The 12,804-nt window shown below is 60.5% G+C and carries 12 protein-coding genes and 2 pseudogenes; 1 reads left to right on the forward strand and 13 read right to left on the reverse strand.

Annotated elements, in window-relative coordinates; genetic code table 11:
- From BFN67_RS18965 to BFN67_RS19025, 13 genes and pseudogenes are all read right to left on the reverse strand, one after another.
- Positions 1 to 665 (reverse strand): annotated as a pseudogene (locus BFN67_RS18965) (Mu transposase domain-containing protein); the annotation flags it as partial.
- Between the two features lie 376 nt (positions 666 to 1,041).
- Positions 1,042 to 2,214 carry a cystathionine beta-lyase gene (metC, locus tag BFN67_RS18970; protein WP_080921088.1) on the reverse strand — a complete coding sequence of 391 codons (1,173 nt, stop codon included), beginning with the start codon at positions 2,212 to 2,214 and terminating at the stop codon, positions 1,042 to 1,044.
- The gene (locus tag BFN67_RS18975; RefSeq protein ID WP_158083538.1) at positions 2,207 to 3,796 is read right to left on the reverse strand and encodes a rhodanese-like domain-containing protein; all 1,590 of its coding nucleotides are present in this window, start codon (positions 3,794 to 3,796) and stop codon (positions 2,207 to 2,209) included. Before BFN67_RS18975 ends, metC begins: the two co-directional genes overlap by 8 nt.
- Positions 3,797 to 3,813: 17 nt before the next feature.
- Positions 3,814 to 4,422, reverse strand: coding sequence for a cysteine dioxygenase family protein (locus BFN67_RS18980; protein WP_280951342.1), 609 nt, complete (start codon positions 4,420 to 4,422; stop codon positions 3,814 to 3,816).
- 5 nt (positions 4,423 to 4,427) lie between these two features.
- The gene (locus tag BFN67_RS18985; RefSeq protein ID WP_158083539.1) at positions 4,428 to 5,033 is read right to left on the reverse strand and encodes a DUF1989 domain-containing protein; all 606 of its coding nucleotides are present in this window, start codon (positions 5,031 to 5,033) and stop codon (positions 4,428 to 4,430) included.
- A gap of 25 nt (positions 5,034 to 5,058) precedes the next feature.
- The gene (locus BFN67_RS18990) at positions 5,059 to 5,835 is read right to left on the reverse strand and encodes an IclR family transcriptional regulator (RefSeq protein ID WP_080921091.1); all 777 of its coding nucleotides are present in this window, start codon (positions 5,833 to 5,835) and stop codon (positions 5,059 to 5,061) included.
- A complete protein-coding gene (locus BFN67_RS18995; protein WP_080921092.1) occupies positions 5,835 to 6,665 on the reverse strand; it encodes a nitrilase-related carbon-nitrogen hydrolase in 831 nt (276 codons plus the stop codon). The genes BFN67_RS18990 and BFN67_RS18995 overlap by 1 nt, the downstream gene beginning before the upstream one ends.
- The gene (locus tag BFN67_RS19000) at positions 6,658 to 7,719 is read right to left on the reverse strand and encodes a M14 family metallopeptidase (protein ID WP_158083540.1); all 1,062 of its coding nucleotides are present in this window, start codon (positions 7,717 to 7,719) and stop codon (positions 6,658 to 6,660) included. Before BFN67_RS19000 ends, BFN67_RS18995 begins: the two co-directional genes overlap by 8 nt.
- A 5-nt stretch (positions 7,720 to 7,724) precedes the next feature.
- A complete protein-coding gene (locus tag BFN67_RS19005; protein ID WP_080921094.1) occupies positions 7,725 to 8,462 on the reverse strand; it encodes an ABC transporter ATP-binding protein in 738 nt (245 codons plus the stop codon).
- The gene (locus tag BFN67_RS19010) at positions 8,455 to 9,249 is read right to left on the reverse strand and encodes an ABC transporter ATP-binding protein (protein ID WP_080921095.1); all 795 of its coding nucleotides are present in this window, start codon (positions 9,247 to 9,249) and stop codon (positions 8,455 to 8,457) included. The genes BFN67_RS19005 and BFN67_RS19010 overlap by 8 nt, the downstream gene beginning before the upstream one ends.
- On the reverse strand, positions 9,246 to 10,259 hold the full coding sequence (locus BFN67_RS19015; protein WP_080921096.1) for a branched-chain amino acid ABC transporter permease: 1,014 nt from the start codon (positions 10,257 to 10,259) through the stop codon (positions 9,246 to 9,248). The genes BFN67_RS19010 and BFN67_RS19015 overlap by 4 nt, the downstream gene beginning before the upstream one ends.
- A complete protein-coding gene (locus BFN67_RS19020) occupies positions 10,259 to 11,128 on the reverse strand; it encodes a branched-chain amino acid ABC transporter permease (protein ID WP_080921097.1) in 870 nt (289 codons plus the stop codon). Before BFN67_RS19020 ends, BFN67_RS19015 begins: the two co-directional genes overlap by 1 nt.
- Before the next feature lie 37 nt (positions 11,129 to 11,165).
- Positions 11,166 to 12,290: an ABC transporter substrate-binding protein gene (locus BFN67_RS19025; RefSeq protein ID WP_080921098.1), complete on the reverse strand. Its 1,125-nt coding sequence runs from the start codon at positions 12,288 to 12,290 to the stop codon at positions 11,166 to 11,168.
- Positions 12,291 to 12,510: 220 nt separating this feature from the next.
- Between BFN67_RS19025 and BFN67_RS19030 the strand changes: the two are divergent.
- A pseudogene (locus tag BFN67_RS19030) lies at positions 12,511 to 12,804 on the forward strand (IS21 family transposase); the annotation flags it as partial.

Genomic DNA, 12,804 nt, shown 5'->3' on the forward strand with positions numbered 1-12,804 from the left:
CGCTCCACCCGGCACAGGATCAGGTGCTTGACCGCATCGAAGCCGATCGCACCGAGTTGGAGGGCCTGCTTCACAGCCCCATGCAGATCGCCAAGCTCGAAGCTTTCCAAGAGTCGCAGCACCTGCACATACTCGCGCCGGCCGTGCTTGTTCATCCTCGCCTCCATCAGGCGGCGCAGCGTGGCGAACTCGCCGGGCAGGTCCCAACCCTGGAGAGGGGCAGCCTGATCCAGCGAATTGATCTTCTGCTCAATCAGCGGCAGGTAATGCAGCGGATCGAAGACGACGTCTTCGCGTTCCCAGCACCGCGGATGGCGGGCGATGATCTCGCCGCGGCAGCCGATCACCACCACGTCGACGTAGCCGCGAACCCAAACGTCCTGATGGCCGAAGGCGACCGGGACGGAATAGTCGTTGGTCTTGTAGCGGACCAAAGACTGGGCCGTGACACGGGCGCTGGCCTGGTCGCAGGCATCGAAGGGTGCCGCCGGCAATGGACGCATGGCGGCAAGATCCCGCTGCAGCCGTTCGCCGATCGTCTCGTTCTCGCCGCGCAGCCTGTCATGCTGGCGCTTGCGGCATTGCTCTTCCAGCCAGGCGTTGAACGCCTCCCATGTCGCAAACCGCGGGATTGGCACCATGAAGTTGCGGCGCGCATAGTTTAGACAACGATTTTCGAGTTGCGAGGGTGAACGATGATGTGATGACAGACCGGTTGAGCCCGGGGGTCGGAATAGCCCGCTAGGGGTTGTGAGCAAAATGCTCGATGTTCTGATTGGGATCCGACCCGCGAACTTCATCAGGGCCCGCAGCCATGATGGCTGCTTCGTAGAGGCCGGACACATGGCTTGCACCCGACCGCCTGTTCAGATCGTCATCAAGACCCCTTGCAATGCGGAGAACATCCACACATAGCCCCCTATTGAGGTCAAGCGCTTTTGAACTTTCCACTTCATCGGCATCTGACGTCTTTCGCGGACCGTTGGCTGCTCGAGCCTCCCAGTATGGGATCATTAGAACGAGGCGGCCCAAGCCTGTAAACTAGGCCAGAGCCCCGATGTGCGAGAATGCCTGGTCCAGATCCTCGATGAGATCTTGCGTATCCTCCAGGCCGATATGCAGCCGGATAATAGTGCCCGGTCCGGCCCACGGCGCGGCTGCGCGGATCGAGCCGGGCTTTACGGGCAGTGCGAGGCTTTCAAAGCCGCCCCAAGAGGCGCCGATGCCGAAATGGGCGAGCGCATTGACGAACGCCGCCGAATGTTCGACCAATTGCAGCGAAAGCGCGAAGGCGAACAACCCGCTTGAGCCGGTAAAGTCGCGTCGCCAGATGGAATGTCCCGGTGAGTCTGCCAAGGCCGGGTGGTAAACCTCGGAAACGTCCGCGTGCCGAGCAAGCCAGCCTGCGACCTGCAGGGCCGACTGCTCGTGCCGGCGCAAGCGTACTTCCAGTGTGCGTAGGCCCTTTAGGGCGTCGTAGCAATCCGTCGGGCTGGCGCAAAGGCCAAGCATCGTTGTCGTTTCGAACAGAGGCGTGAATGCATCGCCCCTTACCGTGACCGTTCCCAGCATCGTATCCGAATGGCCGCAGATGTATTTAGTCGCCGCCTGGATCGAGATGTCCGCCCCTTGCGTCAGCGGCTTCAGGAAAAACCCGGCAGCCCAGGTGTTGTCCACCGCAAGCCGGCTACCATTCTTTTGCGCAATGGCGGCCAACGCTGGAATGTCCACCACTTCGAATGTGCCAGATCCGGGCGTTTCGGCAAGGATTAGGCTGGTATGCGGCCGCAGTACGGCCATCAGCCCTTCCGGTGATGGCGCGAAATAGCTGACTTCCACTCCACGCGGGACAAGATAGCTGCTGCATAGCTGGCGTACCGGCGGATAGACCGTATCGATGACCGCTATGTGGTCGCTGGGGCGGGCATGACTGAGCAGGACCGCAGACAGGGCGGCCAGCCCGGAAGGATAAATCAGCGTACGCTCGCCCTGCTCCAGCGCGGTGACGGCATCTTCCAACGCGTGCGTGGTCGGCGTGCCCCTTACCCCATAGGAGAAAACCTGCTCGCCCGTTTCCCGGCGGCGGCGTGTCTCCTGCATCGCCTCCACGGTTGGGAACAGAACCGTGGAAGCCCGAACGACAGGCGGGTTGACCGAATGTGGTATTCCCCCAGCCGGTCGCCCGGATTGGACGAGAAGCGTCTTTTCACGCATGGTTTTCAACCCGTGCCGCAAGGTGGAACTCCGCGAGATCGTGCGCGTCGAGTTGCTGGATCAAGCCGGTCTCCCAGGCGAGGTAGCGGCGAGCCGATTCCAGATTTCCGTCATGTCGATCGTGCAGGAAGGCCAGAAAATCAATCGCATCGGCGGAAGATGGCATATCGGCGGAAGCTTCAACTTTTCCGCCGGCCTGGATCCATGCCTCGAGTCCTCCATCAAGCAACCGCTGATTCAGGCCCGGCACGTGCTCAGAAAGGTCTTGCGCGGCGAGGGATGCAAGGCCCGGGTCATTGGCGAGCAATGCGACGATACCAGTCTTTGGCAATGGCAGACGGTCGAGACGGGGCCGGATGCCCCAGATGGCACCCACCGGGTGAGCAGTACGGTAGGCGGCGCTCGCACGCAGATCGACGATGATGATCCCTTGCCCCTCCTGCCTCACGATCTCTTCGGCGGTGATCGTCGGCAGATCGGCCGGTGGGAGAGCAGCATCCTCTTTCGGTATCAGACCGCCCTCGAGCGCACCACGCACCACGGCCGCATCAAAACCCAGTTGCCGCAGCCAGTAGGCAGCCGTGGCCGCCCGCATGCCGCTATCATCGATCAATGCCAACCGGGCTCGCCGTACGGCGACCCATTCGTCGGTCGCCTGTACGATCTGGACCACCGGCGCATGTATAGACCCGGCCCGGTGGCCTTCGTCATATTCCCGGCGGGAACGGACATCGAGAAGATATGTCGAACGGGAGGGGTCGGCCCTCCATTCTTCCATTTGTGCACCATCGATCACCGGGATCGAGTACCGGGCAATAAAGTCTTCCGCACGCCGGGCGCTGTCGGCAAGGGAGTCAGGCGAAAGCTCTGGCATCGAAGCCGGAGACTGCCCCCGCACCAATGGACGTCCCGATAAGGCCCAGCCCTGCGTTCCGTTTTCGAAGGCGAAGACGGGGTTTTCAATGCCGGCATCAATCAGGGTCTGCGTTCCGATCAGTCCACGTGTGCGTCCCGCGCAGTGCAGGATGATCGGCTTTTCCGGCGGCAGGTTCAGGGCATGAAGGCGGTGGATAAGCTCGCCATTGGGCAGGCTCACCGCGCCGGGAAGCGTCATGCGGGCGTGCTCCGTCGGCGGCCGCGTATCCACCAGCAGGAACGGCTTACCCTCCTTCGACCATAGCGCCAGTTCCTCCGCATCGATACGCGGTGTGTGCCGGGCTGCCTCGACCATCTCACCGAACGCCTTGGAGGGAACGTTCACGCCGGCAAAAAGCGGAAAGCCCGCCTCTTGCCAGCCCGGTGCGCCACCATCGACGGTCAGGATGTTCGTGTAACCAAGCTCCGCTATCCGCCTGGCGGCCTTGTGGCTCACGCCATCGCCCGCGTCGTAGAGCAGGCAAGGCGTCGCCGTGTTGGGCACCAGATCGAGAATGCGCTTTTCAAGCACGCTATAGGGGCAACTCGATGCGAACAACAGGTGTCCATCGCCGAACTGGCCGTATTCACGCACGTCCAACACCGCTATTTCGGGGCTGGCATGGATAAGTTCCTTGGCGGTTTGCGCCGATACGATTTTCATCATTCCGCAGGTCCGATGCCTCAGCCCTGCCGGGTCTTCACGCCGATCGGCATCGGGCGGCATGTTCCGTTCTCAAGGTTGAATATCGTCCGATCCTTCAATGTTTCGAGCGCACGGCCATAGAAATGCAGGTGGCGGATGGTTTGCGTCCCGCCGATGAAAACCGAGTGGATATCCTCGGGCATCAGTGCCATCCCTGAGCCGGGCGCTATCTCTATGGTGCGCTCCACTTCAAGCTTGGCCTTGCCGGGCTCGCTTCCGTCATCGAGCCTTCGGTAGACGCGATTTTCCTCGATACCGTCTACCGCTGCCACACAAGCCCAGGTCGTGTGGTCGTGCGGCGGGATCCTTTTCCCCGGCAGCATCACGTTGAGGTAAAGAACGTAGGTATCATCGTCGTTACCGACGATGCGGTAGCGGGCCTGACGCTCCTCCTGTTCGGGCTCTGCATAATTATCCGCGTCCCAGAAGTCGGCGCGCGCTGCGATTGCCTTCAGCCGGTCAAGAATGCGGTCGAGAACGGCACGGGACAGGCCCTCGGAGGCAATCAGTTCCTGTGCGAAAACCTTGAGGCCGTCGGCTGCCCGGGTTCTTTCTTCACTGATGGACATCGGGATCTTTCCTTTCATGGGCTTCAGCGATCGAAAATCAGACAACGGGCGCCGCAAGGAGACATCGATTCACCGTTGATAGGGGTCAGGTCCTGCGGGCAGCACGAGATCACCACGACAGCTTCCGGGATCAGGCATTTCCATTCGACATGGTCACCCGGCGCGGATACCGGCGGTTTGCGGCTGATCTCTCCTTCCGGCGAAAACGGGTAGTTCATGAAGATGTTGAACGGGGCAGGCGTGAAGCCGACGGCGAGGCCAGCGCCGGCCAGCGCCTGATGCAGATTGTCTTCGCAATTGTCGTGCCCGGGATGCCCCATGCGGGCGTAGATGCCCGCGCTGCAGGAGCACATCAGCGTGTCGTGGATGCCCGGCGAGGTGTCGGAAACCACTTCAAACATCGGCCGATATCTGTTGTCGACCAGCCGGTCCCCCACCCGTGGAACGATGCGGCTGTTGTAGGAACGGGTATGTTCCATGGACATGCAGCAAGACGGATCGGCACGGTCGAACGCCCAGCAGTCCAGCACCTGCGTGCCGTGGACATTCACGATCCGGATCGTCTGGCCCTCACGAACGGGAATTACCGTTCCGCGACGGGCCGGCAAGTCGATTGCGGTGTCCTGCATGTGTTTCTCCATCTCGATTCCGCGACTAGCTCATTCCACCGAATGGGTAGGTCGGCGCTCCAAGCTTCAGCGAAAGGCTGCGGGCGGCCGAAAACATGCGCTCTCGGACCGCTGCGATCTTTTCCTCATCGAACAACTGGTCCGGCATGATGATGCTGAGGGCCGATACCACCTTGCTGTTTTCAGCAAAGATCGGAACCGAAATGGCCGACAGGCCCGGAGCACTTTCGCCGCGCGTCAGCGCAAAGCCGGTTTTACCGATATCCATGAGTTGTGCAGAAAGGGCAGCCGGATCGGTGATCGTCAGTGGCGTAAACGCCTTGAGCGTTACCCGCGCGAGCAGGCCTTCACGGGCCGGCGGCTGCATATTGGCAAGCAGCACTTTACCCGCCGCCGTCGCGTGAATTGGCCGAAGCGTACCCACGCGCCAGCGGCCATCGATATAGAGCGGCCCTTCGACCGCCATCAGGTGCATGATCGAGGTTTCGTATAGAATACTCAACGTCGCTGAATGGCTGGTGTCATCGACTAGCTGGCGCATGATGGGCAGCGCTTCCCGCGCCATTGCCTGGCGGGCGGCAAAGCGCGAACCTAGCACGAACAGGCCCATGCCTACGGCATAGCGCATCGTGACGGGATCCTGCTCAAGCAATCCGGCTTCCCTAAATGTCTTCAGGATTTTCGAGACATGACTTTTCTTGAGGCCGGTTTCCTCGACAATCTCCGTCACCGAGCGCGTCGCGTCCGACTGGATGAAGGTGGCAAGAACGCCAACAGCTGTTTCAAGCGATTTCAACGACATCACTGCCCTCCCAGAATCCGATATACATCGGGTCTACGGGATTGACGGTTGCTTTGAACAGCGTCTTTGCGAGGGCCGATGTCGACATCGGCAACAAGTATCTGCTCATCGTCGTGGGAGGCCGAGCCTGCAACGACCTCACCTGAATGGCCCACGATGCAACTCGCGCCCAGGAAGCGCAGACCGTTTTCGGTGCCGACGCGGTCGGCAACCACCACCGGACGTTCGTTGAACGCGGCGGCGGCGACGGCCATATGGTGGCCGATCGGCAGGCCATGTCGATCGTAGGGATAGGAAAGACGGGCGTTGCCGGCCCAGTTCGCGGGTGAGACCAGAATGTCCGCGCCCATCATAGCGAGGCTCCGCGACAATTCGGGAAACCAAAGGTCGTAACAAATAACGGTGCCGATGCGACCTATCGGGGTATCCACCACGACGGCTTCAGTACCCTCTCGGTACAGGTCGCGCTCCCGCCCCCACAGATGAACCTTGCGATAGATGCCACCAAGCCCGTCTCGCGTAACCACCACCGATGAATTATGGAAGTCATCGCCCGATTTCTCGATCAGCCCACCAGCGATCACGATATCATGGCGCGCTGCACGCTCATGCCATATGTCGACGGTCCTGCCAGGTACCGGTTCGGCCAATCCCACGATTTCAGACTGATCGGAAAAAGCGTAGCCGGAAGTACTGCACTCCGGCAGCACGACCAGTTTAGCCCCTTTTTCCGCAGCGCTATCGATAAGCTCAAGCGTACGCGCCCGGTTTGCCTCCACCTGTCCGAGCCGAGGCGCAAACTGTACGGCTGCGACAGTAGCGCTATGCATCCATCTCTTCCCATTCCAGCCCGATAAAGCCGATGCGATCACCGGTGTGAACCACGGGGTCACAGCGGATGCCGATAATCAGCACATCCTGGTCGTAGGTCACGCGCTGTAGAAGCCTGCCTGCATAGTCCTGTACTTCGCCAAGGCACTCACCGGCCTTGAGCAGACTGCCTGCCCTCGCATGTTGGCGAAAGAACCCGCCATGCTCGGAAAAGACATGCGTACGCTTGGTCACCCGCCGCACGCTGCGGCTGAACGGAGTGCCATTGTTCGGCAGAAGCCCCATAAGGGCGGCCAGCCTTTCCAGCCCCGCACGGCCTGCTTCTATATGGGCGGGAACCTGCCGGCTTCCTCCTCCCAGTTCCACCATGATGGCGGCCTTGCCGAGGTTCAGGACCTGATAGTCCAAAGCACCCGAGTTATCGCCCGGCAGTTCTCCGGCCGAGGAGGTGATCATCCGGCAGGCGACGAAGGGAGAAAAGCAGGCGACCATGCCGAGCAGATCGCTCTCTGCCACCTTCGCCGACGCATCTCCCTTGTAGACGGCATAGGGTTCGGATTCGAAATAGGGGTTCATGGTGTGGAAGTTCACCACGACGTCGGCTTGTGCGCGAATACCCTCGAAAAGCGCATAAGCGAGCCTTTGCGACAGCGAGCCGCCGGCGCGGCCGGGAAAGTTCTGGTCAAGGTCGAGTTCGTCCTGGGGAACGCGCTTACGGCGCGCATCCAGAGCGACTGGGTTGCAGATCGGTGTAACGACAACTGTCCCCTTCAGCAATCGACCATCCAGTGCATGGAAGAAGTCGAGCGAGGCAAGAACACCGTTCAGTTCATCGCCATGCACCGCACCGTTCAGCCAGAGCGTCGGTCCCGGCTCAGATGCTCGCGCTACCATGACCGGAATCATGATCGGCATGCCGCTGGCGAATGTACCGATCTCGGCCTGTCCGACCCTGGTTTGGCCCGATGCCGTGCCGGCAACCACCTCCGCGATTGTCGGGCAGACAAAGTCGCTTTCGCCAGTCAGGCGGATTGCAGAAAGCGGTGCATTCATCGTCATTACTCCACTGCCTCCTCGGGGTCCGCTCCGAGGAAGGCTACCTTGATCTTGGGATCTTCGAGCACCTCGCGCGCTGCCCCCTCCATGAGCTTGGTGCCAAGATCGAGCACAAATGCCCTATCCGATATCATCAGAGATCCGAGGATGTTCTGCTCGGCCATGATGACCGTGAGCCCTTCGCCGCGCAGGCTTTCCACGTTTTCGAACACTTCCTGCTGCATTTTGGGCGACAGACCGAGCGAAGGCTCGTCGAGCAACAGGACACGCGGGCCGGTTTCGAGAGCCATTGCCGTTTCGAGTATCTGCTGCTCGCCGCCACTGAGGTTACCGGCGCTTTCGCCAAGCTTTTGGCGCAGCACCGGGAACATCTGTAGTACCCGTTCCATGGCCCGTTTCGCCTCGGAATGAGACAGTGTGTAGGCCCCCATCTCGAGGTTCTCGCGAACCGACATGAGCGGGAAGTTGCACCGGCCCTGCGGCACGATCCCCATCCCCTTGCGCACACGCTCCGCCGGACTGAGATTCTGGATCGGAGCACCATCCAGCAGGAGCGTGCCGCTGAAGCAGCGGGTAAGCCCGAACAGCGACTTCAGCAAGGTGGATTTTCCGGCGCCGTTGCCGCCTATCAGACTCCAGATCGTATTTTCCTCGACCTTGAGGGAAACGTTGCGCACGATCGGTTCCGAGTAGCCGACGCACATGTCCTGAAGCTCAAGGATGACCTTTTTCTCAGGCATAGGCCGTCCCCTTCGTTTCGAGGCCCACCCGCTTGCCGAGATAAGCTTCCAGGACCCGCTCGTCGCGGCGTACATCTTCGGGCTTGCCTTCAGTCAGCTTCTTCCCTTGCTCCATGACGATCACATGATCGCAATGGCGCATGATGAAATCGACATTGTGCTCGACGATCAGGAAAGTGAGGCCCTGCTCATTCAGGGTCTCGATCAGGCCGGAAATTTTGCGAATGATGGTGGGATTCACCCCGGCAAGAGGCTCGTCCAGAACGATCAGCTTGGGATGGGTGATCAGGCAGGCGGCAAGCGCAACCAGCTTGCGCTGCCCATAGGACAGGATGCCCGCCGGCGCGCCCGCATAATGCGCCATCCCCACCAATTCCAGGAACGATAACGCCTCTTGCATAATTGCCTTCTCATCGGCCTTGACCGCGGTCGACCGCAGCATCAGCGGCAACCAGCCATGCGCGCGCAGTGATTGCGAGGCTACGATGAGATTGTCCATGACACTGAGCCGTTCGTAGACGCGTACGTTCTGGAACGTGCGCACCAAGCCGATACCGGCGAGACCGTATGAGGGACTGCCCGTGATATCCTGGCCATCGTAGCTGACCTTCCCCGAGGAGGGGCGCGTGAAGCCGGTGATGCAGTCGATGGTCGTGCTCTTGCCCGAGCCGTTGGGGCCGATGAGACCCGTTATGCCGCCCCGCGCTACAGACAGGTCGGCATCCTGCACCGCCTTGATGCCGCGATAGTTCTTGCACAGCCCATGCGTCGTCAAAATCGCGGTCATGAGCGCAGGCTCCTTCTCCACATGGCGAGCTTCCGCTGCTCAAAGTAACCGCCGACGCCGGTCGGAAAGAGCATTGCCGCCAGGACGAGGACCATACCGAACAACACCATGCGCAGTTCCGGCGCCATACGCAGCAGTTCCGGTATCGCCATAAAGACGAGACTGGAGACCACCACCATCCAGAAGCTGCCGGGACCGCCGACGATGACAATGATCAGCAGCATCTCGCTGTAGTATGGATCGAAGATCGAGGGGTCGACGATGCCCAGATGCGAGACATGCAGGCTACCGGCGATACCGCTGAGGATACCCGCGACGGCGAAAGCGGCGATCTGATACTTCTTGGGCGATATTCCTTGCGAGGCAGCCAACGGCTCATCGAGATTGATGGCGCGCAGGACACGCCCGATCGGCGAATTGACCAGAAGATAGATCGCACCGATGGAGGCGACGGCGATTGCCAGGGCGATATAGTAGAAGACGTGCGGATCGTGGCCACTAAACGTACCAAGGCCGAGCAAGTCGATCGACGGGGCCGGGAGCCTGGGAATTCCCATCGGGCCTCGCGTAATTTCCACCCAGTTGCGCGCCAGAAGTGCTGCAAGCAGCGTGACGCTCAGAGTGACGATCACGAAACTGGCGCGCGAGACGCGAAGCGCCGGGTAGCCCAGCAACAAGGCGACGAATCCCGAGCCAATTCCCGCAAGCAGGATGGAGAGCCATGGCGAGACCCCGCCATCCATCGTCAGCAGCGCATAAAGATAGGCGCCCAACCCGAAGAAGCCGACTTGGCCGAACGAGAGCAGGCCGGTATAGCCGAAGATGAGATTCAGGCCCGTCGCGAGGATTGCAAATATAAAAGCGAGGATAAGAACGTTGACGACATAGGAGGATGGCCAGATCGACGGCAGCAGGATCAGCCCTGCCAGCGACAACACGACCAGGGGCCATGTCAGGCGGGGCTGTACCCCCGCGTCAGAGCTGGTTGAAAAGGGAGTGGAAACAGACATCAGACACGGATTCCCTTGCCGAACAGACCTGCCGGGAAAGCGAGCAGGACAACGATCATCAGCATAAAGGCGACTGCATCCTGCAACGCCACCGACGAGTAGCCGCCGACAACACTCTCAGTCACGCCGATGAGCAGGCTGGCGACCAGCGCGCCCGGAAGACTGCCGAGCCCACCTATGATGATGATGGCGAAAACCTTGAACAGGATTGGTGCGCCCATCGCCGGATGGACGGCGAAGACCGGGGCCAAGGCCGCACCGGCCAACCCGGCAAGAGCAATGCCTATGGCAACGGCGATGCCGGCGATCACCGCAGGCCTTATGCCGACGATGAAGGCTGCCTCCCGGTTCTGGGCGAAGGCGCGCATCGCCTTGCCGATCCGCGTGAAGGTCAGCACTGCATAGAGTGCGGCGATCGCCACTGCGCCAACAAGAACCGCAACGGTACGTTGCGCGTCAACGAAGAAGCCGGCGACGTCCCAACTGACGAAGGACAGGGACGTATCCACCATCCGCGAACTGGAGCCGAACAGGTAGGCGACCCCATTTTGCAGAACCATGCCGATGCCGATGGTTAGAATAATACCCCGATCGAACTCGCCTTCGCGGAAATGGCGCAGCAGGACGACGTAGACCAGATAGCCGACGACACCAACCGCCACGGTCGCGATGACTAGGCTGGGAAAGAAACCGATCCCGGCCGACGTCACCAGCGCCGCGAGGACCGTCGCGCCGAGCATATAGAAATGCCCGTGCGCAAAGTTCACGATCTCAAGCACACCGAAGATGAGGGAGAGCCCTATCGCGATGAGCGCATAGACCATCCCGAGCATCAGCCCATTTATGACCAACTGAATGAAGAATTCCATCGGAGCATCCCAAGTCAGGTCGAAGGCGACCCGGACCTTACGTCCCTGACGTCGTTTCGATGACGATCACGCCGTCCTTTACCTTCATGATGAGGGCAAGGTTGTGAGCCTGATTATGATCGTCGAACTTGATGGTTCCGCCGGTCACGGATGTCATGTCCGTTCCCTTCAGCGCGTTCCGAAGCGCCGCCGGCGTTAGTTCCTTGCTGCGCTTGAGCGCATCGGCCAGAACACGGATGCTCTCATAGCCCTGGAAGCTCTGATTGTTCGGGAGCTCACCATAGGTTGCCTTGAACTTTTCGACGAAGGCTTTGTTCTCCGGCGTGTCGAGTTCCACCGCATAGGGGTAGACGCTGGATGCGTCTTCCAGCGCACCCGCCTGAATGACGGGCAACAACTCGTCGAGCGAAACGCGACCGCTGAGCAGCGAGTCAATGTTCATGCCGCGATACTGGCGAATGAAGCCCAGTTCGTCGACACCAGTCGCATAGAGCGCCACCGCATCCGGCTTGGCCGTCTTGATGCGCGTCAGCACGGTTGTGAAATCGGGCGTCCCCTGTTTGTAGAAATCCGCGGAGACGATCTCTATGCCCGTGCCTTTCAGCGCCTCGGCCATGGCGGAATGGCCGCCGCGACCGTAGTCGGTGTCCTCGCCCACGAACGCGATGGTCTTGATGCTGCCTTTGTCGGCCAGATACTTGCCCAGCGCGACAGCAAGGCCCGCATCGGATGGATTGATACGGAAAGTCCACTGGTTACCGCCGACACCAGCCTGCTCGGTGATGATCGGCGAGGTCGCCACACCCACCATAAGCGGGCGCTCGGCTCTCTCCATGACGGGCATAACCGCCAGCGTCACGGAGCTGCACAGGGCGCCGATGACGGCGATCGGGTTCTTCTCCAGAAGATTTTCGACGCTGGTGATCCCCTGGGTCGGATTGCATTGGTTGTCCTGCGCTTCGACCTGGATCTGCTTACCATTGATGCCGCCGGCTTCGTTGATCTCCTTGGCCGCCAGTGACGCGCCCCAGTTTTCATGCTGACCTAGGGCCGCGACGGACCCGCTGAGCGGCGTGCTCAGTCCGATGACGATATTCTCCTCCGCCGTTGCACCCTGGATTGCGAATAACACGGCCGCCGCCGCAAGCGTTGCACGAAGCATCCCTAATTCCTTCGGTTTCTTAATAGGAAACATGATTTCCTATTTTTTATCTGTCAATTTTCTTCATGTCAATAGCCGGGATTTATAGCGGGGCAAGGTGAGAGCGGCGGTGCAAAATTCGTCCACGGTAGCGGCGGGATAATCCCGCTGCGGGCGGCGTAAAACCCGGCCACCTATTTTCCTTCTGCAACGAGCGCAGGAGGGTTAGGGGATCTACACCGTGGAATTGTATCTGAAGGTTCGTCTGGCTTGCTCGGAAGGAATGAGCCGGCGTCAGGCTGCGAAGCATTTCAACATATCGCGCGACAGCGTGGCCAAGATGCTGTCGTATTCGACGCCGCCGGGCTATCGGCGCCGATCACCGATCCGGAGGCCGAAGCTGGACGCGTTCGTTGCGACCATCGATCGATGGCTGGATGAGGACGTGAAGGTTCCGCGCAAGCAGCGGCACACGGCCAAGCGTGTGTTCGACCGGCTTCGTGACGAATGCGGGTTCACCGGCGGCTACACGATC

The sequence above is a fragment of the Manganibacter manganicus genome, from assembly GCF_002075885.1.
GTDB classification, from domain to species: domain Bacteria; phylum Pseudomonadota; class Alphaproteobacteria; order Rhizobiales; family Rhizobiaceae; genus Mesorhizobium; species Mesorhizobium manganicum.